A 22150-nucleotide genomic window follows, 5' to 3' on the forward strand; every position below is an offset into this window, starting at 1 on the left:
ACCGATGGGGCTGGCACACACGAGCAGCGCGCTCTCACCGCAGGGGCGCGCGTCCGCGATCGAGCGGCTGTCCGCAGCCGACGAGCTCGACCTGCTGGTCATCGGCGGCGGGGTCGTCGGCGCAGGCACCGCCCTCGACTCCGTCACCCGCGGGCTGTCGACCGGGCTCATCGAGCAGCGCGACTTCGCCAGCGGCACGTCCTCGCGCTCGAGCAAGCTCATCCACGGTGGTCTGCGCTACCTCGAGATGCTCGACCTCACCCTGGTCCGCGAGGCCCTGCGGGAGCGTGGGCTGCTGCTCACCCGACTCGCCCCGCACCTGGTGCGACCGGTGCCCTTTCTCTACCCGCTGTCCCACCACGTCTGGGAACGCGCCTATGTCGGGTCGGGCATCGCGCTCTACGACGCCATGGCCATGAGCTCCGGCCTGGGTGCCGGCCTGCCCCGTCACCAGCACCTCACCCGCCGTCAGGCGCTGCGCCTCATGCCCAGCCTCAAGAGTTCCGCGCTGACGGGGGCCATCCAGTACTACGACGCACAGGTCGACGACGCGCGGCATACCATGGAGCTCGCCCGCACGGCCAGCCACTACGGCGCCCACGTCGCGAATCGCGTTGCTGCCATTGGCTTTCTGAGGCAGGGCGAGCGCGTCACCGGGGTCCGGGCCATCGACAAGCTCACCGACCGCGAGTTCGAGATCCACGCCCGCCAGATCGTCAACGCGACGGGGGTCTGGACCGACGACACCCAGGCGATGGTCGGCGAGCGCGGCCAGTTCCACGTGCGCGCCTCCAAGGGCATCCACCTGGTCGTCCCCAAGGACCGCATCCACTCCTCGACCGGCCTGATCCTGCGCACCGAGAAGTCCGTGCTCTTCGTCATCCCCTGGGGCCGGCACTGGATCATCGGCACCACCGACACCGACTGGTCGCTCGACAAGGCCCACCCGGCAGCGACCCGGGCCGACATCGACTACCTGCTCGACCACGTCAACCGCGTCCTCGCGACGCCGCTCACCCACGAGGACGTCGAGGGGGTCTACGCCGGGCTGCGGCCGCTGCTGGCGGGCGAGTCCGAGTCCACCAGCAAGCTCTCGCGCGAGCACGTGGTCGCGCACTCCGCGCCCGGCCTCGTGGTCGTCGCGGGCGGCAAGTACACGACGTACCGCGTGATGGCCAAGGACGCGGTGGACGAGGCGGTCCAGACCTTCCCCGGCAAGGTGGCGTCGTCCACCACCGACACCGTGCCGCTGCTCGGAGCCGTCGGCTACCAGGCCACCTGGAACCAGCGCCACACCCTCGCCCGCACGGCGGGGCTGCACGTGGCCCGGGTCGAGCACCTGCTGCGCCGCTACGGCGTGCTCACCCAGGAGCTGCTCGACCTCGTCGCCGACCGTCCCGAGCTCGGCGAGCCACTCGACGGCGCCGAGGACTACCTCAAGGCCGAGGTCGTGTATGCCGCGTCGCACGAGGGCGCCCTCCATCTCACCGACGTGCTGACCCGGCGGACCCGCATCTCCATCGAGGCGTGGGACCGCGGCGTCTCGGCCGCACCCGTCGCCGCCGACCTGCTGGCCGCGGTCCTCGGCTGGGACGACGAGCGCACCAAGACCGAGGTCGAGATCTACCTCGGCCGGGTCGAGGCCGAGCGGGTGAGCCAGACCATGGTCGACGACGCGTCCGCCGACGAGGCCCGTCGGCGCGGTCCGGACGGCACGCTCTAGGGGCCTGACCTGCGGGTTTGCCGTAGAGTCGCGGCATGCCGCGACTGCGCAAGGTCTCGCCGAGCTCACCCGGGTGGAGGCGTCGCAGGGTCGGCCGCGGGTTCGCGTACGTCGACCAGGCCGGCGCCCCACTCCCCGCAGCCGAGGTCGAGCGGATCCGCTCGCTGGCCATCCCGCCGGCGTGGACCGACGTGTGGATCTGCCCCCATCCCAACGGTCACCTCCAGGCCGTCGGCAGCGACGTGGCGGGGCGCCGCCAGTACCTCTACCACCCCGACTGGCGGGCCAAGCGGGACCAGGAGAAGTACGACCGGGTCCTGGCCGCCGCGCGACGCCTGCCCCGGGCCCGGGCCCGCGTGCTGCGCGACCTGGCGGTCGAGGGCATGCCCCGGGAGCGCGCGGCAGCAGCCGCCGTCCGCCTGCTCGACCTCGGCTACTTCCGAATCGGCAACGACGCCTACACCGAGGACAACGGCTCGTTCGGCCTGACCACGCTCGAACGACAGCACGTCCGGCGCCGCGGCGAGGTGCTCGTCTTCACCTTCGTCGGCAAGTCCGGTGTCGAGCACACCGTGGAGATCGACGACGCCGTCGCGATCGACGTCCTGGAGCGGATGCGCAAGCGGCGGTCGGCCAGCCGCCGGCTGCTCGCCTACCAGCAGGGCCGTGGGTGGGCCGATCTCGACGCCTCCGCGGTCAACCTCTACCTCGGCGAGCTGCTCGGCGGCGAGATGACCGCCAAGGACTTCCGCACCTGGCACGCAACGGTGCTGGCCGCCCTGGCGCTGGCAACCAGCGACGAGCCCGGCGACACCAAGGCATCCCGCTCGCGCGCAGTGAAGGCTGCCGTCGAGGAGGTCGCCAGCTACCTCGGCAACACCCCCACCATCGCCAAGAGCTCCTACATCGACCCTCGGGTCCTCGACCACTACGAGGCGGGCTCGACCATCGCGGTCCGGCCCGAGCGGTACCGCAGCCCCGAACGTCGTCAGGCCGCGGTGGAGAAGGCCCTGCTCGCCCTGCTCGCCCCCGGCTGAGCCGTCGCCCACGGCCCCGGGACGCGCCTCCCCCGGTCGGCGGCGCGACGGCATACGGACATGCAACGATGGCCCTGTGAGCGAACAGCAGAAGAAGCCGGAGAACCGCGCGCGCCCCACCACCGACGAGCTGCGGGCGTTCATCGCCCAGGACTGGGCCCCCCGCCGTGCCGGCGCGACCGAGCTCAGCGCGGCCGCGCGGTATGCCGCCGACCGCCGCACCGCGGTCAGCGCCGCCTTCGCGGGCGACCGACTGATCATCCCCGCCGGTGGGCTGAAGGTGCGCAGCAACGACACCGACTACGTCTTCCGGCCGCACAGCGCCTTCGTCCACCTCACCGGGCTCGGCGGCGACCGCGAGCCCGACGCGGTGCTCGTCCTCGAGCCGCGCGACGACGGCAGCCACGAGGCGATCCTGTACTTCCGGCCGCTCTCCGGTCGCGACACCGACGAGTTCTTCTCCGACACGCGCTACGGCGAGTTCTGGGTGGGTGCGCGCCCCAGCATCGACCAGATCGAGACCGAGCTCGGGCTGACCGGGCGGCACATCGACGAGTTCGCCGATGCCGCCGTGAAGGACTCGGGCGAGGTCACCGTGCGCGTCGTGCGCGACGCCGACCGCGACCTGACCCGCGAGCTCGACACCGCCCGCACGTCCGAGAACGCCGACCAGCACGAGCTGGCCGAGGCCGATGAGGAGCTGGAGCACTTCCTCTCGACCCTGCGGATGGTCAAGGACGAGTGGGAGATCGGCGAGATGCGCAAGGCCGTCGCGGCCACGCACCGCGGCTTCGAGGCGGTGATCGCCGACCTGCCCGAGGCGCTGGCCAAGGAGCGCGGCGAGCGCTGGATCGAGGGAGTCTTCGGCTTGACGGCACGGCACGAGGGCAACGGCGTCGGCTACGACTCGATCTGCGCCGCCGGCGACCACGCGACGACCCTGCACTGGATCAAGAACACCGGCGACGTCCGCGACGGCGACCTCGTCCTGCTCGACGCGGGGGTCGAGGTGGACTCGCTTGTTCACCGCCGACATCACCCGTACCCTCCCCGCGAACGGCACCTTCACCGACGCGCAACGCGAGATCTACGACGCCGTGTATGCCGCCCAGGAGGCCGGGATCGCAGCGGTCAAGCCGGGTGCATTGTTCAGCGACGTCCACGCCGCGGCCATCCGGGTCATCGCCGAGCACCTGCACGCATGGGGCCTGCTGCCGGAGGGGGTCGACGTCGAGGCCACCCTCGACAAGGAGCACGGCCAGTACCACCGGCGGTGGATGGTGCACGGCACCAGCCACCACCTCGGCATCGACGTCCACGACTGCGCCCTGGCGACACGCGCGGAGTACATGGACGGCGAGCTACGTCCGGGCATGATCCTCACCGTCGAGCCCGGGTTGTACTTCAAGGCCGACGACCTCCTGGTGCCTGAGCGGTTCCGCGGCATCGGCGTGCGCATCGAGGACGACGTGCTCGTGACCGAGGACGGCTGCGAGAACCTGTCGGCCGCGATGCCGCGCACCAGTTCTGACGTCGAGGCGTGGATCCGCGAGGTGCAGTCCCGCTAGCCCGGGCGCTGCGCTGGACCGGGCTCGTCAGAGCGGCGGCTGCGGCGGCTGGCTGGCCAGGCGCTGGCGTTCGGCCTCGCGGGCGGCGTCGACCTGCGCCTGAGCGGCCGCCATCGGGTCGAGCTTGGCGAGCAGCTCGCGGGCCTGCTGGGCGAACTTGTGCTCGACGAGCACCTCGTACTGCGTCGCGACGACCTGCGTGACCGAGGTGAAGTCGCGGTTGCCACCGGTGATGGCGTACCCGATCAGGGCCCAGACCAGGCCGAAGACCGCGCCGAAGGCGATGGTCACCACGATCCCGCCGACACCCGCCGCACTCGAGGTATCGAGCAGCGCGAAGATCATGCCGACGAACAGGCCGAGCCACGCGCCCGACACGAGCCCGCCGATCGCGACCCGACCGCGCGTCAGCCTGCCCGTGACGCGCTCGAGCTGCTTGAGGTCGGTGCCGACGATGAGGACGTTCTGGACCGGGAACTCGTGGTCCGAGAGGTAGTCGACGGCCTTCTGCGCCTTGTCGTAGGTGTCGAAGCGCCCGAGGGACATCGGGTACTCCAGCGACAGGACTGCGCGGGACCGGGACAAACCACTGGGCTGGGTGCTCATGGCGTTATTGTCTCAGGGCGTAGTCCTCGAGCAGGCGTCGGCCGATGATCATCTTCTGGATCTCTGCCGTGCCCTCGCCGATGAGCAGCATCGGGGCCTCACGGTAGAGGCGCTCGATCTCGTACTCCTTGGAGTAGCCGTAGCCCCCGTGGATGCGGAACGACTGCTCCACCACGTCGGCGCAGTTCTCCGCAGCGAGGTACTTGGCCATGCCGGCCTCGAGGTCGTTGCGCTGGCCCGCGTCCTTGAGCCGGGCCGCCTTGACCATCATCTGGTGGCTGGCCTCGAGCTTGGTGGCCATGTCGGCCAGCCGGAACAGGATGCCCTGGTGCTCGGCGATCTTCTTCCCGAACGTCTCGCGCTGCTGGGAGTAGGCGATGCCCAGCTCGAAGGCCCGCATCGAGACCCCGCAGGCCCGGGCCGCCACGTTGACCCGGCCCACCTCGACCCCGTCCATCATCTGGTAGAAGCCCTTGCCCGGCTCGCCGCCGAGGATCTGCGCACTCGTGGTGCGGTGGCCCTCCAGGATGAGCTCGGTCGTGTCGACGCCCTTGTAGCCCATCTTCTCGATCTTGCCCGGGATGGTCACGCCCTGCGCGGTCTCGCCGAACCCGGGCTCCTTCTCGACCAGGAACGTCGTCAGGTTCTTGTAGACGGAGTCGGCGCCGAGGTCGGTCTTGACCAGGACCGCGACGAGGTTCGCGCTGCCACCGTTGGTCAGCCACATCTTCTGGCCCGTCAGCGTCCACTCCGTCTGGTCCCCGGTGCCTTCGCCCCTGACGGCCTTGGACTTGATCGCGGCGACGTCGGAGCCCAACCCGGGCTCGCTCATCGAGAACGCCCCGCGGATCTCGCCGGTGGCCATCTTGGGCAGGTAGCGCTGCTTCTGCTCCTCCGTGCCGTGCTGGAGCAGCATGTACGCCACGATGAAGTGGGTGTTGATGATGCCGCTGACGCTCATCCAGCCCCGCGCGATCTCCTCGACGCACAGCGCGTAGGTCAGCAGCGACTCCCCCAGGCCGCCGTACTCCTCGGGGATCATCAGCCCGAAGATCCCCATCTCCTTCATCCCCTCGACGATCGCCGTCGGGTACTCGTCGGCGTGCTCGAGCTCCTGCGCCACCGGGATGATCTGCTCGTCCACGAACTCGCGCACGAGCTTGATCAGCTCCTGCTGCTCCTCGGTGAGGCCATCGGTCGTCTGGAGTCGAGACATGCTTCTTCGCCGCCTAGGGGGAGTTGCTGCGGGGACAGGGACCTCCCGCGAGTATGCCGAGTGGGCCAGTCCCAGCACAGGTTCCCCCCGTGTGAGCCTGCCCACCCGGTAGCGCTCCGCGCGGTGCCAGCCGCCCGGCATACGCGTGGCGGAAAACCGGTGGCGGTGCGGACGAGGCCACTGTCACGCTGAGCGCTCCATGGACATCCAGGAGAACCTCGCCATCGCCTTTGCCAGCGTGGCCGACGCACCCCCCGAAGGTGAGCGTTGGTCGAGCTGGGATGGCGCCACGCACGGCCCCACCCCGCGACCCGACTGGGTGATCACCGAGCTCGGGGCCGTCGAGTCCGATCTCGGGATCCTCAAGACCGGCAAGGAGGCGGACGTCCACGTCGTGCGGCGCTGGGTGCCAGACGGCACCTCGGCACCAGCGCGCGACAGCCTGCTCGCGGCCAAGCGTTACCGCACCGGCGAGCACCGGATGTTCCATCGCGACGCCGGGTACCACGAGGGCCGCCGGGTCCGCCGCAGCCGCGAGATGCGCGCCATGGCCCGACGCACCGAGTTCGGTCGCGAGCTGCTCTCGGGGCAGTGGGCGTCGGCCGAGTTCGAGGCGCTCGGTGCGTTGTGGGAGCTGGGACTGCCGGTGCCCTACCCCGTCCAGCTCAGCGATCGGGAGATGCTCATGGAGCTCATCGGCTCCGACGGAGCGGCGGCCCCCCGGCTGGCCCAGACCCGGCCTCCACGCGACCTGCTCGGTGAGCTCTTCGAGCAGGTCCGCTCGGCCATGACGACCCTGGCCCGACGCGGCTGGGCGCACGGCGACCTCTCGCCGTACAACGTCCTGCTCGACGGCGAGCGGCTCGTCATCATCGACTGGCCGCAGATCGTCGACATCATCGGCAACCCGCGCGGTTTCGAGTTCCTCGAGCGCGACGTCGCGACCATGTGTCGGTGGTTCACGGCCCGGGGACTTCCCGTCGACGACGGCGACCTGTTCGGCGACCTCGTGGCCGAGGCGACCGCGCGGTGGTAGCCACCGGCGGCATACCGCCAGTGGTTGGGTAAGGCCATGTCGACGCTGACCCGGCGCCGCGTCCTCCAGGGCGTTCTCCAGGGCGCCGCGGCGGCGCTGGCACTCGGCGCCGCGGGCTGCTCCGGCGCACCCTCAGGCGTCGCCCTGACCTCGGGCACGCTGCGCAGCCGCCACTGGCCGGGTCACGAGATCGGGTGGCGGCTGGCGACGCCGTCCACCCGGTCCACCACGCCCCCACCGATCGTCATCGCACTGCACGGCAAGGGCGGGGACGCCGGGGACGCCTTCGACGGCCTGCACCTCGACGACCACGTCGCGAGCACCGGGCTGAGTGTCGCGTCGGTGGACGGGGCCGGGTACTACTGGCATGCCCGGCGCGTCGGTGTCGATCCCGGTGCGATGGTCATCGAGGACTTCCTCCCGCTGCTCCGTCGGACGACCGGGTATGCCGGCAAGGTCGCCTTTCTCGGCTGGTCCATGGGCGGGTACGGGTCCCTGCTGCTCGCGAGCCAGCTCGGGCCGGGGCGGGTCGCGGGGGTCGTCGCCGAGAGCGCAGCACTGTGGACCGCGCCGGGACGCAGTGCTCCCGGGGCGTTCGACGACGCCGCGGACTTCGCGGCCCATGACGTGTTCCGCCGCACCGCGGTGCTGGGCCGGATCCCGGTGCGCCTCGACTGCGGCGCGTCAGACCCGTTCGTGGCGGCCAACCGCGCCTTCGCCGCCGCCCTGCCCACCGCGCGGCTCACGGTCGACCCGGGCGGACACGACGACGGGTACTGGGGAGGCCACGGCGGCGCCCAGCTGCGGTGGCTGCGCCATCAGTTCGACGCTCAGTAGACGACGACCCGGCTGCCCACCGGCATGAGGTCGTTCGCCCAGATCATGTCCATGGCCGGGTTGCTCACTCGCGAGCAGCCGTGCGACGCGGGGTAACCGGGGACCGAGGCGGCACCGTGCACGGCGATTCCGCCGTTGAAGTAGCGCGGCCTCCACAGGGCGCCCAGCGGACCCTTGTCGAGGTGGTTCACGGTGCGAAAGACCGAGAAGACCCCGGACGGCGTCGTGGCGATGCGGTCGGCGCCGTAGTACGAGTAGTGCTGGCCGCTGCCCGTGCTCGTGTTGAGGATCATCGTCACCCGCCCACCACGGACCAGGAGCAGGAGCTGGCGAGCCTTGTCGATCTCGACACCGTCGCCACCGATGCGCGGCACGGGCCGCACCCCGGCGAGCAGGGCGCGGCGCGTCGACGGTCCGAACACGCCGTCCCGCCCGAGGCCAGCGGCCTTCTGCAGCGCCATGACCGCCTGGACCGTCAGCAACCCGTACTGGCCGTCCGGCGTGCCGTTCCAGTACCCGAGGCTGGACAGCTGCCGCTGGACGCTGAGCACGTATGCGCCGCTGTCGCCAGGGTTCAGCGTGTCGCCGGCCTTCTTCGGGGTCGGCTTCGGGGTGGGGGTGGGCTTCGGGGTCGGCTTCGGCGCGGCCTTGGGCGCGGTCGTCGTCGTCACCGCGGGGGCCGTCACCACAGGCGGCGCAGTCGTGGTGACGCTGGGCGTGTCTGCTGACGGAGAGGTCGGCGAACCCGACGTGGTGGCGGCCGGTGCGGCGCCCGCGTGCGCGAAGGTGATCCCACCGCAGCCACTGAGCGCCACCGCTGCTGCCAGGGCCACCACCGTCAGTCCCGTGGTGCCACTGCGTCGCGTCGCTGTCATGGTCTCCCCCTTCGCCCGGCGGTCCATGCCGGTGGCCTTGGCTGGCGTTCTCGTTCATGGTGACGCACGCCGGGGCGGTTCGGTTGTCTGGGCACGCAGTCAAAGTCCGCGTCTTTGAGGGGTTTGGGCTGCCAGGACGACCCATACCGCTCAAAGACTCGGGGTCGGCGCCCGTCGGGCCGCCCCGTAGACTCGCCCACCGTGGCTGGACTCCTGGTGACCGGGACGAGCTCGGACGCCGGGAAGTCCCTCGTCGTGACGGCGCTGTGTCGCGCGTTCGCTCGCCGCGGCGTCGACGTCGCGCCCTTCAAGGCCCAGAACATGTCGAACAACTCGATGGTCTGCCGGGACGGCTCCGAGATCGGCCGGGCCCAGTACCTCCAGTGCGAGGCGGCCGGGGTCGAGGCCTCCTCGGTGCACAACCCCGTCCTGCTCAAGCCAGGCAGCGACCGGCGGGCGTTCGTCGTCGTCCGGGGCAGGCCTGCCGGTGAGCTCCAGGCGGGCGAGTACGCCACGGGTCGCACGCACCTCGCGGAGGCGGCGTTCGCGGCATACGAGGAGCTGGCGGCGAGCACGGACCTCGTGGTGAGCGAAGGGGCCGGCTCGCCGGCGGAGGTGAACCTGCGTGCGGGCGACTACGTCAACCTCGGGCTCGCGCGGCGTTTCGGCCTGCCCGTGCTGGTCGTCGGCGACATCGACCGGGGCGGCGTGTTGGCCGCGCTCTACGGCACCTGGGCGCTGCTCGACGACGACGACCGAGCCCTGTTGAAAGCCTTTGCCATCAACAAGTTCCGCGGGGACGAGGGAGTCCTCGCACCAGGCCTCGCGACCATCACCGACCGCACCGGTATGCCGTGCGTGGGCGTCCTGCCCTGGCTCGCCGACGTGTGGCTGGACTCCGAGGACGCGCTGTCGGTGGGGCGGTGGCGCCCGTCCGAGGACACCTCGCCCGACCGGCTGTCGGTGGCCGTGGCGCGGCTACCCCGCACGAGCAACGCCACCGATGTGGACGCGCTCGCCGCGGAGCCCGGCGTCGACGTTCGCGTGACCACGGACCTCGACCTGTGCCGCGAGGCCGACCTGATGGTGCTGCCCGGCACCCGGGCCACCGTGTCGGACCTCGAGTGGCTGCGCGCCCGTGGACTGGCCGACGTGGTGCGCGCCCGGGCGTCGGCCGGACGGCCCGTGCTCGGCATCTGTGGCGGCTACCAGATGCTCACCGACGCCATCGAGGACGACGTCGAGAGCAGGGCCGGTGTCGTCGACGGGCTGGGCCTGCTGCCGGGGACCGTGCGGTTCGCCGCCGACAAGGTCCTGGCCCGACCCACGGGCCACTGGGAGGGTCATCCGGTGGACGGGTACGAGATCCACCACGGGGTGGTCGACGACGACGCCAGCTTCCCCGGGGGCTCGCACCGTGGCGCGGTGTGGGGAACCATCTGGCACGGCACCCTGGAGGGCGACGGCTTCCGTCGAGCCTTCCTCGCGCAGGTCGCGCAGGCCAGTGGCTCGACGTGGACGGCGCAGCCCACGGCACCCGGGTTCGCCGCGCGCCGCACCGCGATGATCGACATCCTCGCGGACGCCGTCGAGGAGCACCTCGACGTGGACGCCCTGCTCGATCTGGCTGGAGGCCGCCGATGACGACCCCTGCTGGGGCACCACGTCGCGCACCGCGCCGCGTGCACGTCATCGGGATCGGTGCCGGTAGCCCGGGCCACGTGACCGGCCAGGCGGTCGCCGCCATGCGCGAGGTCGACGTCTTCCTCGTCGCCGACAAGGGCAGCGCCAAGGACGAGCTCGTGGCCGTTCGGCGCGGGATCTGCGAGCAGTTCCTCGCCGACGGGACCTACCAGCTCGTCACGGTGACCGACCCGCACCGTGGACCGGACGCCGAGCGGGACTCCGCGGCATACAAGGCGGGGGTCGACGCGTGGCACCGCGCACGAGCGGACCGGTACGCCGAGGTGGTCGACGGGCTCCCCGAGGGGGCCGTTGTGGGGTTCCTCGTCTGGGGCGATCCCGCGTTCTACGACAGCACGATTCGGATCGTTGACGCCATCGGCGAACGCACCCCGCTCGCGGTGTCCGTGGTACCCGGCATCTCGGCGATCCAGGTCCTCGCGGCGGAGCACCGGATCGTCCTCAACGCGGTCGGGCAGCCGGTGCACATCACCACCGGCCGACGCCTCGTCGACGAATGGCACCCCGACCTCGGCGCCGTCGTGGTCATGCTCGACGGCGCCCTGGCCTGCCGCGCCCTCCTGGACCGGGCACCCGACCTGGTGATCCACTGGGGCGCCTACCTGGGGCTGCCGCAGCAGGTCCTGCGCTCCGGGCGGCTCGCCGACGTGATCGACGAGCTCGTCGCGCTGCGTGGAGCGCTGAGGGCCGAGCACGGCTGGGTCATGGACACCTACGTCCTCACCCTGCCGGCTGACGCCCCGGGCTAGTCCTCGAGGTCACCCTCGACGTCGAGGTAGACCTGGCGCATCGCGCTGACCGTCGCCGGATCCGGGCTCTCCCACAGACCGCGCTCGGCCGCCTCGCCGAGCTTCTCGATCACGCCGCGCAGGGCCCACGGGTTGGCGTGGCGCATGAAGTCCTGGTTGGTCTTGTCGAGGACGTACTCCTGGGCCAGCGTCTCGTACATCCAGTCCGCGACGACGCCCGAGGTCGCATCGAAGCCGAACAGGTAGTCCACCGTCGCGGCGAGCTCGAACGCGCCCTTGTAGCCGTGGCGCTGCATGGCCGCGATCCAGCGCGGGTTGACCACGCGGGCGCGGAAGATCCGGTTGGTCTCCTCCTGGAGAGTCCGGGTCCGCACCGCGTCGGGTGAGGTCGAGTCGCCGACGTAGGCCTTGGGCTCGCGACCGGTCAGGGCTCGCACGGTCGCGACCATGCCGCCGTGGTACTGGAAGTAGTCGTCGGAGTCGAGGATGTCGGACTCGCGGTTGTCGACGTTCTTGGCGGCCACCTGGATCCGGCGGTAGTTCGCCTCCATGTCCTCCCGAGCGGGGGCTCCGTCGAGGTCGCGGCCGTAGGCGAAGCCGCCCCATGCCGTGTAGACCTCGGCGAGATCTGCGTCGTCGCGCCAGGTGCCGGACTCGACGACCTGCAGGATGCCGGCGCCGTACGACCCCGGCTTGGAGCCGAAGATCCTGGTGCGCGAGCGCCGTTCGTCGCCGTGTGCTGCGAGATCTGCCGCCGCATGGGCCTTGGGGAAGTTCTGGTCGAACGGCTCGTCGAGGGCGACCACCAGTGCCACGGCGTCGTCGATGAGGCTGATGACGTGGGGGAAGGCGTCCCGGAAGAACCCCGAGATCCGCACCGTGACGTCGACCCGCGGGCGCCCCAGCTCCGCCAGGGGGATCACCTCGAGGCCGACGACGCGGCGCGACTGCTCGTCCCACACCGGCGTCACGCCCAGGAACGCGAGGACCTCGCCGATGTCGTCGCCGGACGTGCGCATCGCCGAGGTGCCCCAGGCGGACAGTCCGACCGACTGCGGCAGGGCGCCGGTCTCCTCGACGTGCCGGGCGAGCAGCGAGTCGGCCATCGCGACACCGGTCTGGTAGGCCAGCCTGGACGGGATGGCCTTGGGGTCCACCGAGTAGAAGTTGCGACCGGTGGGCAGCACGTTGACCAGTCCGCGCAGGGGTGACCCGGAGGGCCCGGCTGGCACATAGCCACCGTCGAGCGCGTGCAGCACCATGGGGATCTCGCCACTGGTCTGGGCCAGCCGCGGAACGACCTCGGTGCAGGCGAAGGTGAGCGATGCACTCACGCCTGCGTCGGGGCGACGGAGCCTGGCGAGGACGACGTCGTCCACCGCGTCAGCCGACCACGCGGCATCCCGCAGGTCGGTGACGAGCGCGCGGGCGAGCTCCTCGGCGGCATCCGTCTCGGCCGTGGTGCCCTCACCCTCGGCCAGCCCGAGGGCCGTACGCAGCCCCGGCACCGCGCCGTCGCGGCCGCCGAAGATCTGCGTCGCGCGCAGCACCGCGAGCACGAGGTTGAGCAGCCCCTCACCGGTCGGTGCCTCACCGAGCACGTGCAGCCCGTCACGGATCTGGACGTCCTTGACCTCGCAGAGCCAGCCGTCGACGTGCATGACGAAGTCGTCGAAGTCGTCGTCGCCGGGGCGGTCCGTCAGCCCGAGGTCGTGGTCCATCTTCGCGGCCTGGATGAGGGTCCAGATCTCGCCGCGCAGGGCCGGCGCCTTGGCCGGGTCCATGGCCGAGACGTTGCCGTACTCGTCGAGGAGCTGCTCCAGGCGGGCGATGTCGCCGTAGGACTCGGCACGTGCCATGGGCGGCACGAGGTGGTCGACGATCGTCGCGTGGGCGCGCCGCTTGGCCTGGGTGCCCTCGCCGGGGTCGTTGACGAGGAAGGGGTAGATGAGCGGCACGGAGCCGAGCGCGGCGTCGGTGCCGCAGGATGCCGACATCGCGAGGTTCTTGCCGGGCAGCCACTCGAGGTTGCCGTGCTTGCCGATGTGGACGACAGCGTGGGCGCCGAACTCCTCCTCGATCCAGCGGTACGTCGCAAGGTAGTGGTGGGTCGGCGCGAGGTCGGGGTCGTGGTAGATCGCGATGGGGTTCTCGCCGAAGCCGCGCGGTGGCTGCACGAGGATCACGACATTGCCGGACTGCAGTGCGGCACAGACGATTTCGCCGTCGGGGTCGTTGGACCGGTCGACGAACAGCTCACCTGGCGCCTCGCCCCACGCCTGCGTCATCCCCTCGCGCAGGTCCGCAGGGAACGCGCCGAACCACTCGCGGTAGCGAGCGGCGGGGATGCGGACCACGTGCTCGGTGAGCTGCCCGTCGGTGAGCCACTCGGGATCCTGCCCGCCCGCCTCGATGAGCGCGTGGATGAGTGCGTTGCCCGCTGTGGTGTCGGCCGCTTCGCCCTCGACGGGGTCGAGGGGATCGAGCCCCGGTATGCCGCCCGGCTCGCCGAGGTCGTAGCCCGCGTCCCGCATCGCCCGCAGCAGCCGGATCGTCGAGACCGGGGTGTCGAGCCCGACGGCGTTGCCGATCCGCGCGTGCTTGGTGGGGTAGGCCGACACCATCACGGCGATCCGGCGCTGGTCGGGCGGGGTGTGACGCAGCCGCGCGTGGCCGAGCGCGATTCCCGCGACGCGCGCGCACCGCTCGGGGTCGGCGACGTAGTGCGGTAGCCCGTCGGCGTCGGTCTCCTTGAAGGAGAACGGCACGGTGATGAGCCGCCCGTCGAACTCGGGCACCGCGACCTGGGTGGCGACATCGAGCGGCGACATCCCCTCGTCGGAGTCCGCCCAGTCGGCGCGACCCCAGGTGAGGCAGAGGCCCTGCAGGATCGGGATGTCCAGTCCCGCGAGCGCCTGGACGTCCCACGCCTCGTCGTCCTCACCGGCCGACGCAGTTGCCGGTCGCGTCCCACCGGCCGCCAGGACGGTCGTCACCAGCGCGTCGAGGGTGCCTAGATGGTCGAGCAGGTCCGGGGACGCGTCGCGCAGCGTGGTGGCGTAGATCGGGACAGCGGTCCCACCGGCGGCATCCACCGCGTCAGCGAGCGCGTGGACGAAGGCCGTGTTCTCGGCGGCATACTGCGCGCGGTAGAAGAGGATGCCGACCCGCGGGCGGACCTCCCCGGGGACGGCGGTGACCGGTTGGGGCCGCTCCAGGACGCCCCACGTGGGCAGCTCGGCGGGCTCCTCGAACCCCTCGCCGGTCAGCAGCAGTGTGTCGCTGAGGAAGGCGTGGAGCTGCTCGAGGTTTCGCGCGCCGCCCTGGGCGAGGTAGCGGTGCGCCATGTGGGCAACGCCGGCAGGCACGGTGGACAGCTCCATGAGCGCCGCGTTGGGTGCCTGCTCGCCCCCGAGGACCACGAGGGGCACACCGGTGGCGGCGATCCGACGGAAGCCGGAGCACAGGTCGTCGGCCGAGCCGAGGATGCGGGCGACGACGGCGTCGGCACCCTCGATCGCTGCGGCGAGCTCGGTGTGGCCGGGGCGGGCCGGATTGGCCCAGACGTAGTCGGCGCCGCTCGCGCGAGCGCTCAACAGGTCGGTGTCGGAGGTGGACAGCAGGGCGATACGAGGCACAGGGGCTCCTCCACGGGGTCCGCGCCCCGTGCCGTGGGTGGCCGCGGAGTGGACCTCCGCAGGGCCGGGGAACGTTCCTGACTCGCCGGCGTGACGCCGGCTCACAGTGGCGGGACCGCCCCGGAGTCGCACCGGGTTCCGTTCCACCTGCCGCGGCAACCCTAGCGGGGGGCCGCGTATGCTCGCGGCCGTGTCCGCCCAGCCCCATCTCGACCGGTGCCCGGGCCTGCTGCGCCCGCACCGTGCCGAGGACGGCGCCCTCGTGCGGCTGCGCCTTCCGGGGGGCCGCATCGCCGTGTCGGCCCTGCGTGAGGTGCTCGAGGCGGCCGCAGCCGACGGCGCGGGTCGCCTCCAGCTGACCAGCCGCGGCAACCTGCAGGTGCGCGCGCTGCCGGACCCGCTGCCCGACCGGTTCGTCGAGCGCATCGAGGCCACGGGCCTGCTCCCCTCGACCAGCCACGAGCGGGTCCGCAACATCGTGGCGTCCCCGCTCGCCCCCGACCTCGCGCCGCTCGTCGCCGCCCTGGATGCGGGTCTGGTCGCCGACCCCGTGCTCGCCGCGCTGTCAGGCCGGTTCCTGTTCGCCCTGGCAGACGCGAGCGGCTCGGTGCTCACGGAGCCCTATGACGTGGCGTGGCAGTCCACCGGTGGTGGCGACGGCATGCTGCTCGCTGCCGGCCGCGGCGTCGCCGTGCCTCGCGAGCGCGCCGTGCCCGCGCTGCTCGGCCTCGCCCGCGACTTCCTCGTATGCCGTGGGTCCGCCTCGGTCTGGAACGTGCGGGACCTGCCCGCCGACGCTCCGCTGGGTGCCGGCATGGCGGCATACGCGCCGCGGGTCGCTCCCCCAATCGTGCCTGGGCCCGTAGGCGACGACCTCGTCGCCGGGGTCCCGTTGGGCGTCCTCACCAGCGCGCACGTCGAGGCGATGGCGGCTCTGGCGGACACGGTGGTCGTGACCCCCTGGCGGTCGGTCGTCGTGCCCGGCGCAGCCGCGGCGGCGGACGACCTGGCAGCCGCCGGCCTTGTGACACACCGCGATTCGCCCTGGTCCCAGCTCTCGGCCTGCATCGGCGCGCCGGCCTGCGCACACGGCCGCTGCTCGACCACCTCGATCGCTGCGGATGTCGCAGGGACCGGTCGTCACCTGCCGCGCGACCTGCGCATCCACCTCGTGGGGTGCGAACGCCAGTGCGGTGCACGGCCCGACGACGTCGTGGTGGTCGCGCCCGCAGATGCCGACGAAGTCCTCGCGACGGTCGCGGAGCTGTCCCGATGACGACGACCCCCACTCCGCGACAGCCGGGTCGCCACTATGACTACGAGACCGACGGTCAGGCGATCTACCGCGCGTCGTTCGCGACGATCCGGGCCGAGGCCGAGGCGTTGTACGCCGCCGGCCTGCCGCGTCCACCGGCCGACCTCGCCACCGTGGCCGTGCGGGTCGCCCACGCCGCCGGAGACGTCGACGTGCTGCGGGATGTAGCGGCCCATCCCGACGTCGTCACCGCCGCACGGGCCGCCCTGGCCTCCGGCGCGCCGATCCTCACCGACAGCCAGATGCTCGCGCAAGGAGTCACCCGCCGTCGCCTGCCCGCCGACAACGCCGTCGTCTGCACCCTGCGCGACGCGCGCGTGGCGGAGCTGGCGCAGTCCTGGGCGACGACCCGCTCCGCGGCCGCCGTCTCGCTGTGGGGAGATCTGCTCGCCGGGGCGGTGGTGGCGTTCGGCAATGCCCCGACCGCCCTGTTCCACCTGCTCGAGCTCCTGATGGACGACCCGAGGGGGCCAAGGCCGGCTGCCATCATCGGTATGCCGGTGGGGTTCGTGGGTTCCGCCGAGTCCAAGGTGGCCCTGGCCGAGCACCGCCTGTCCGACGGCACCGTGATCCCCTGGCTCGTCATCCACGGTCGGCGCGGCGGGTCCGCGATGGCCGCCGCCGCCCTCAACGCCCTCGCCACCGAGTCCGAGCTCGCATGACCACCGGCCACCTCTACGGCGTCGGCGTGGGTCCTGGCGACCCTGAGCTGATCACCCGCAAGGCGGCCCGGCTCATCGCGAGCGCCGACGTCATCGCCTACCACGCCGGCACTGGCCGGTCATCGATCGCGCGGTCCATCGCGGCCGACCTGTTCCCGGCGGACGTCGTCGAGGAGGAGCTTCGCTATCCCGTCACCACCGGCATCGCGGACCACCCCGGGGGCTACCACGGCTGGCTGGCCGAGTTCTACGAGCAGTGTGCGCAGCGCCTGGCCGCCCACCTCGACGCGGGACGTCAGGTCGTGGTGCTGGCCGAGGGCGACCCGATGTTCTACGGCTCGTTCATGTATCTCCACGACCGGCTGTCGCCGGCCTACCCCACCGAGGTCGTCCCTGGCGTGACCGCCCTTTCGGGCGCGACAGCCGTTGCAGCGCAGTCACTTTCGCGCCACGAGGACGTCCTCACGGTCCTGCCCGGCACCCTGCCAGTTGCCGAGCTGGCCCGGCGCCTGGCAGACACCGACGCGGCCGTCATCATGAAGCTCGGCCGCACCTTTGGCGCAGTGCGCGAAGCCCTCCAGCAGGCCGGGGTGCTCGACCGCGCGATCTACGTCGAACGCGCGACCCGCGACGGCCAGCGCATCCTGCCGGTCGCCGAGGTGGACGCCGACACCGTGCCGTACATGTCGATCGTCGTCGTGCCGGGCCTCGACCGCCGCGCCGACGCCGCTGGACGGGCGAACGGACGGGCGAACGGACGGGCGAACGGACGGGCGGCTGACCCGGCGCGAGCCGAGGACGCGCCGGTCGGGGCGCCCGCGGCATACGGCACGGTCCATGTGGTGGGCCTCGGGCCTGGGCCGGACCGCTGGCTCGCGCCCGAGGCGAGCGAGGTGCTCGGCAGGGTGGGGCACGTGGTGGGATACGCGCCGTACGTCAACCGCGTCCCGCAGCGCGTGGGGCTCACGCGCCACGCGAGTGGCAACACCGTCGAGGTCGACCGGGCCCGGCACGCGCTCGACCTCGCCGTGGCCGGTGAGCGCGTCGCCGTCGTCTCGGGCGGGGACGCGGGCGTGTTCGGCATGGCGTCAGCGGTGTTCGAGGCCGTGGACGGTGACGAGCGGTATGCCGCCGTGCCCGTGCGCGTCGTCCCGGGAGTCAGCGCCGCGCAGGCCGCTGCGGCGCTGGCGGGGGCACCACTCGGGGCCGACTTCGCGATCATGTCGCTCTCGGACCGGCTCAAGCCCTGGTCCGTGGTCGCGGCACGGTTGCGGGCGACCGCCGAAGCCGATCTGGTGATCGCCCTCTACAACCCGCGCAGCCGGTCGCGTCCCGATCAGCTCTTCGACGCGCGGCAAGTGCTGCTCGAGGTCAAGGACCCGGCCACGGTCGTGGTGGTCGCCCGGGACGTCGGTCGCGCCGAGGAGTCGCTGACCGTGACGACCCTGGGCGAGTTCGACCCCGGCACCGTCGACATGTCGTGTCTGGTCGTCATCGGGGCATCGAGCACCCGGGTCACCGAGAGTGGCCGCGTGTGGACCCCGCGCTACGTCGAGACGACCTGACGCCGCAGGAACCTCTGCTTGCAGACCTTCCTGCAGCCAGCAGATGGTGCAACCTGCCCTCACTGCAGCAACCTCTGCAAGCAGAAGGTGCTGCGGCGGGTTACGACTCCTGGGTCGTCTGCGCGAGTCGCGTGTGCCACCGGTCCTCGACGCGCGCGAGCTTCCAGAACAGCACGGCGACGGCCCACACCACGACGAACAGTCCGACGATGACGAAGCCGATGTTGCCGAGGTCGACTCCGGCGATGACGTTGATGACGGGGTTGTCGAGCCCGATCCGGGCGCCGAGGACCCCGACCAGCTCGACCGTCCCGATGACCAGCGCCACCGCCACCGACAGTCCCGTGACCGCGAGGTTGTAGTAGACCTTGCGGACCGGCGAGGCGAACGCCCAGTCGTAGGCGACGGTCATGAACACCCCGTCCAGGCAGTCGAGCAGGCTCATCCCGGCTGCGAACAGCAGCGGCAGGACGAACACGGCATACCAGGGCAGGCCCGCCGCGGCACCGGTGCCGGCCAGGACCAGCAGGGCCACCTCGGTCGCCGTGTCGAAGCCGAGCCCGAACAGCATGCCCAACGGGAACATCTGCCACGGTCTGCGGATCGTCCGCCCGACCTTGGCGAACAGCCGGGCGACGAACCCGCGCGCGGCGAGCTGACGCTCGAGCTCAGCCTCGTCGTAGACACCACGGCGCATGGACCGGAAGACTCGCCAGATCCCCACAAGCGCAACGAGATTCAGCACGCCGATCAGGAACAGGAATCCCCCCGACGCCAGCGTCCCGATCGTCCCGAGCGTCTCGTGGGTCGCGGAGTCGTGGGCTAGCAGGGCGTGCACGAACCTCGTGCCGGCGGCCACCAGCCCGGCCAGCACGAACACCATCGCGGAGTGGCCGAGGGCGAACCAGAAGCCGACCGACTTCGGTCGCTGCCCGTCTGCCATCAGCTTGCGCGTGGTGTTGTCGATCGCGGCGATGTGGTCGGCGTCGAACGCGTGCCGCAGGCCATACGTGTATGCCGTGATGCCGAGCCCGACGCCGAAGACCTGGGTGCCGACCGAGTAGTGCGCGGGTGCCACGACGAGGACCAGCGCGCCGAAGCCCACGACGTGCATCAGGGCGATGAGGGTGAGCAGGCCGCCCAGCTCGCCCCAGTCGCGGCGGCTCCAACCCTCGAACGGGCGAACGCGGGTGCGGGTAAGGGGATGGGGGGCCATGCGGGTGTCCTCCTCGGGACCTCGACGAGACCCACGCGAGGCGACCGGACTCGCCAACCCCGGGATGGGGTGGCTCTACCGTTGCGGGACAGTGCCGGGATCTCACCGGACTTCGCTGCGTCGTGGACCACCCGGCGGCGACGCCGGGCGACGGTCAAGTTACACCCTCGGCGCCGAACCGGGGTCGCCATATCGCGAGCGGTACAGGTGGGAGTCGGTGAACCCCTCCGCCTCCAGCGCCCACCCGACGATGATCACCGCCGCCTGGCGCAGGCCGGCTGCGTCGACCTGGTCGGCGATGTCGGCCAGCGTGCCGCGCAGCACGAGCTCGTCGGGCTGCGTCACCCGCGAACCCACGACCACGGGACAGTCCGAGCCGTATGCCGCCGCGAGCTCGCCCGCGATCCGCCGGGTGTGGCGGATCGCGAGGTGGAGCACGAGCGTCGCTCCCGTGGCGGCGAACCCGGCCAGCGCCTCGCCGCTGGGCATGGCGGTCGAGTCCTGGTGGGCGCGCGTGAGGACCACCGACTGCGCCACCTCCGGAACGGTGAGCTCGCGCCGCACCAGCGCCGCCGTCGCGGCATAGGCCGGCACGCCCGGTGTGATGTCCCACGGCACCCCGGCCGCGTCGAGACGGCGGGCCTGCTCGGCCACAGCGGAGTACACCGACGGGTCGCCCGAGCAGAGTCGTGCCACGTCCTTGCCCTCGCGAGTCGCCTGCACGAGGTGCCCGGTGATCGCGTCGAGGTTGAGGTGCTGGGTGTCGACGAGCTGGGTGTCCGGGCCACAGTGCTCGAGCACGTCAGTGCCGATGTACGTGCCGGCATACAGGCACACCGCCGACTCGGCCAGCAGCCGCACCGCACGCACGGTGAGCAGGTCCGCCGCGCCCGGCCCGGCCCCGATGAAGTGGACGGTCACGGGAGTCCTTCCTTGGTGCACGACCACTGCACCACCGGGCGCGCCGGGGTCCAGGAGAGGTGGTGGCCGAGCGGCTCGGCCCGTTCGACGCTGAGGCGACGCAGCTCGCCGCCGTGCGCGCGGAACGCCGCCACGGCGATCGCCTCGGTGTCGAGGGTCACGGCGTGCAGGACGATCCGGCCGTGGGGTCGCAGGGCGCCCCACGCGGCGTCGACCACCCCGGTGGACGCCCCGCCTCCGACGAACACCGCGTCCGGGTCGGGCAGCCCGTGGTCGGCCGCCGTGACCAGGTCGGTCTCGCCCTGGACAACGCGGATGCCCGGCACGCCGAGCGCGACGGCGTTGCGCGCAATTCGCGCCGCGCGGTCCGGATCCCGTTCCACCGCAATGGTTCGGGCGCGGTCGGCCGCTCGCGCCCACTCGATCCCGACAGACCCTGCGCCGGCGCCGAGATCCCAGAGGAGCTGACCAGGCATCGGTCGCAGAGTCGCGAGCGCGGCCGCCCGAATCTCGCGTTTGGTCAGCTGCCCGTCGTGCTCGAAGGCTTCGTCGGGCAACCCCGCAGTCATGCCGTATGCCGCGTGCTCGCCGGGGAGGTGCACGGCGACGACGTTGAGACGGGGTACCGACGGGCCGTCGTCCCAGTCGGCGGCCGTCGATCGGCGCAGGGACTCACCCTCGGTCCCGAGGTCGCCGAGGACCGTGAGGCTCCCGTCGGGCCAGCCCGCCGCGACGAGCTCGTGGGCGAGCTCCCCCGGCGTCTGCGGACCGGCACTGAGCACCACGATCCGCGCGTCGGGCGACAGGAGCCTGCGGATCGCTGCGACCGGGGTGGAGACGAGCGAGAGCACGGTGGACTGCTCGGCCGACCACCGCATGCGTGCGCGAGCCAGCGCGACCGAGCTCAGCGCCGGGTGGATCCGCACCGCATCCGCGCCCAGCAGGTCGACGAGCGTGGTGCCGATCCCCGACACCATGGGGTCACCGGTGGCGAGGACGACGACGCCCTCCTCGCCGAGCCCGCTCACGAGGTCCGGCAGACCAGCCCGGAGCGGCGAAGGCAGGGGTAGGCGCGTCTGGGTGGGGTGGGCCGGGAGCAGCCCGAGGAGGCGCGGCGAGCCCACCACGACCCGCGCCTGCTCGACGAGTGCGCGGGCGGTCGGTTCCATGGACTCCACGCCACAAGCGGCGACTCCGACGACCTCGATCACGCGGGCCACTGTAGAGCGCGACCGGCGCGCGGCGGCGAGCCGGCCGGGAGGCTGACATGAGACGGCCGTCGTGATCGGCAGGACGGGCGTGCCATGATGGCTCCGGCCCCGTGCGAGGAATACCGGTGAGAGTCCGGAGCGGTCCCGCCACTGTGATCCACGAGTCGACCAGGTCGACGGCGCACCCCGTGGAGAGCCAGGACGTCGGACGCGGCTGCCGACACCGGAGTCCCCGGTGCGGCCCCTCGACGAGCGGTGGGCGCGGAACCCA

Annotated in this window: 16 protein-coding genes, 1 pseudogene and 2 riboswitches; of the genes and pseudogenes, 10 read left to right on the plus strand and 7 right to left on the minus strand. The window is 72.0% G+C overall.

The features are described from left to right. Positions 1–4 precede the first annotated feature (4 nt). The 3 genes and pseudogenes from GKE56_RS09740 to GKE56_RS09750 all read left to right on the plus strand — a co-directional run bounded on the left by GKE56_RS09740 (position 5) and on the right by GKE56_RS09750 (position 4328). Complete coding sequence (locus GKE56_RS09740) at positions 5–1723, plus strand: glycerol-3-phosphate dehydrogenase/oxidase (RefSeq protein ID WP_154684380.1); 1719 nt, start codon at positions 5–7, stop codon at positions 1721–1723. A 35-nt stretch (positions 1724–1758) separates the two neighbouring features. Continuing rightward, entirely contained in the window at positions 1759–2760 is a 1002-nt protein-coding gene (locus GKE56_RS09745; RefSeq protein WP_154684381.1) for a DNA topoisomerase IB, read from the plus strand. Between the two features lie 76 nt (positions 2761–2836). Next, a pseudogene (locus tag GKE56_RS09750) lies at positions 2837–4328 on the plus strand (aminopeptidase P family protein). 27 nt (positions 4329–4355) lie between these two features. On the opposite strand, the gene GKE56_RS09755 reads toward GKE56_RS09750, so the two are convergent. Together GKE56_RS09755 and GKE56_RS09760 are read right to left on the minus strand one after the other, a co-directional pair. Beyond that, positions 4356–4934, minus strand: coding sequence for a general stress protein (locus tag GKE56_RS09755; RefSeq protein WP_154684382.1), 579 nt, complete (start codon positions 4932–4934; stop codon positions 4356–4358). Positions 4935–4938: 4 nt separating this feature from the next. Then, the gene (locus GKE56_RS09760; protein ID WP_154684383.1) at positions 4939–6150 is read right to left on the minus strand and encodes an acyl-CoA dehydrogenase family protein; all 1212 of its coding nucleotides are present in this window, start codon (positions 6148–6150) and stop codon (positions 4939–4941) included. Positions 6151–6349: 199 nt separating this feature from the next. Between GKE56_RS09760 and GKE56_RS09765 the strand changes: the two genes are divergently transcribed. After that, positions 6350–7186: a serine protein kinase RIO gene (locus GKE56_RS09765; RefSeq protein WP_154684384.1), complete on the plus strand. Its 837-nt coding sequence runs from the start codon at positions 6350–6352 to the stop codon at positions 7184–7186. Positions 7187–7222: 36 nt separating this feature from the next. Continuing rightward, positions 7223–8023, plus strand: a complete 801-nt coding sequence (locus GKE56_RS09770) for an alpha/beta hydrolase-fold protein (protein WP_154684385.1) — start codon at positions 7223–7225, stop codon at positions 8021–8023. On the opposite strand, the gene GKE56_RS09775 is transcribed toward GKE56_RS09770, so the two are convergent. Then, entirely contained in the window at positions 8017–8898 is an 882-nt protein-coding gene (locus GKE56_RS09775; RefSeq protein WP_154684386.1) for a L,D-transpeptidase family protein, read from the minus strand. The two genes, GKE56_RS09770 and GKE56_RS09775, sit on opposite strands and share 7 nt — an antisense overlap. Positions 8899–9099: 201 nt before the next feature. Here GKE56_RS09775 and GKE56_RS09780 point away from each other — a divergent pair, with 201 nt between their 5' ends. After that, entirely contained in the window at positions 9100–10542 is a 1443-nt protein-coding gene (locus GKE56_RS09780) for a cobyric acid synthase (RefSeq protein WP_154684387.1), read from the plus strand. Beyond that, positions 10539–11351, plus strand: a complete 813-nt coding sequence (gene cobF, locus GKE56_RS09785; RefSeq protein ID WP_154684388.1) for a precorrin-6A synthase (deacetylating) — start codon at positions 10539–10541, stop codon at positions 11349–11351. The genes GKE56_RS09780 and cobF overlap by 4 nt, the downstream gene beginning before the upstream one ends. Here the strand turns inward: cobF and cobN are convergent. After that, entirely contained in the window at positions 11348–14989 is a 3642-nt protein-coding gene (cobN, locus tag GKE56_RS09790) for a cobaltochelatase subunit CobN (protein ID WP_154684389.1), read from the minus strand. The genes cobF and cobN overlap by 4 nt on opposite strands. A 71-nt stretch (positions 14990–15060) precedes the next feature. Next, positions 15061–15132, minus strand: a riboswitch (cobalamin riboswitch). A 47-nt stretch (positions 15133–15179) separates the two neighbouring features. Between cobN and GKE56_RS09795 the strand changes: the two genes are divergently transcribed. The 3 genes from GKE56_RS09795 to GKE56_RS09805 are packed head-to-tail and all read left to right on the plus strand — an operon-like array spanning position 15180 to position 18531. Further along, positions 15180–16265: a cobalamin biosynthesis protein CobG gene (locus GKE56_RS09795; protein ID WP_230208879.1), complete on the plus strand. Its 1086-nt coding sequence runs from the start codon at positions 15180–15182 to the stop codon at positions 16263–16265. Further along, complete coding sequence (locus GKE56_RS09800; RefSeq protein ID WP_154684391.1) at positions 16262–16966, plus strand: precorrin-8X methylmutase; 705 nt, start codon at positions 16262–16264, stop codon at positions 16964–16966. The genes GKE56_RS09795 and GKE56_RS09800 overlap by 4 nt, the downstream gene beginning before the upstream one ends. Next, positions 16963–18531: a precorrin-2 C(20)-methyltransferase gene (locus GKE56_RS09805; RefSeq protein ID WP_154684392.1), complete on the plus strand. Its 1569-nt coding sequence runs from the start codon at positions 16963–16965 to the stop codon at positions 18529–18531. The genes GKE56_RS09800 and GKE56_RS09805 overlap by 4 nt, the downstream gene beginning before the upstream one ends. A gap of 100 nt (positions 18532–18631) precedes the next feature. Here GKE56_RS09805 and GKE56_RS09810 read toward each other — a convergent pair whose 3' ends face one another. From GKE56_RS09810 to cbiE, 3 genes are all read right to left on the minus strand, one after another. Beyond that, entirely contained in the window at positions 18632–19747 is a 1116-nt protein-coding gene (locus tag GKE56_RS09810; protein WP_154684393.1) for a HoxN/HupN/NixA family nickel/cobalt transporter, read from the minus strand. A 159-nt stretch (positions 19748–19906) separates the two neighbouring features. Beyond that, positions 19907–20668 carry a precorrin-4 C(11)-methyltransferase gene (gene cobM / locus GKE56_RS09815; protein ID WP_154684394.1) on the minus strand — a complete coding sequence of 254 codons (762 nt, stop codon included), beginning with the start codon at positions 20666–20668 and terminating at the stop codon, positions 19907–19909. Then, entirely contained in the window at positions 20665–21879 is a 1215-nt protein-coding gene (gene cbiE / locus GKE56_RS09820; protein WP_230208880.1) for a precorrin-6y C5,15-methyltransferase (decarboxylating) subunit CbiE, read from the minus strand. Before cbiE ends, cobM begins: the two co-directional genes overlap by 4 nt. 116 nt (positions 21880–21995) lie before the next feature. Continuing rightward, a riboswitch (cobalamin riboswitch) is annotated at positions 21996–22082 on the plus strand. Positions 22083–22150 lie beyond the last annotated feature (68 nt).

It is taken from the genome of Nostocoides sp. HKS02, from assembly GCF_009707485.1.
In the GTDB taxonomy this organism is placed as follows: Bacteria; Actinomycetota; Actinomycetes; order Actinomycetales; family Dermatophilaceae; genus Pedococcus.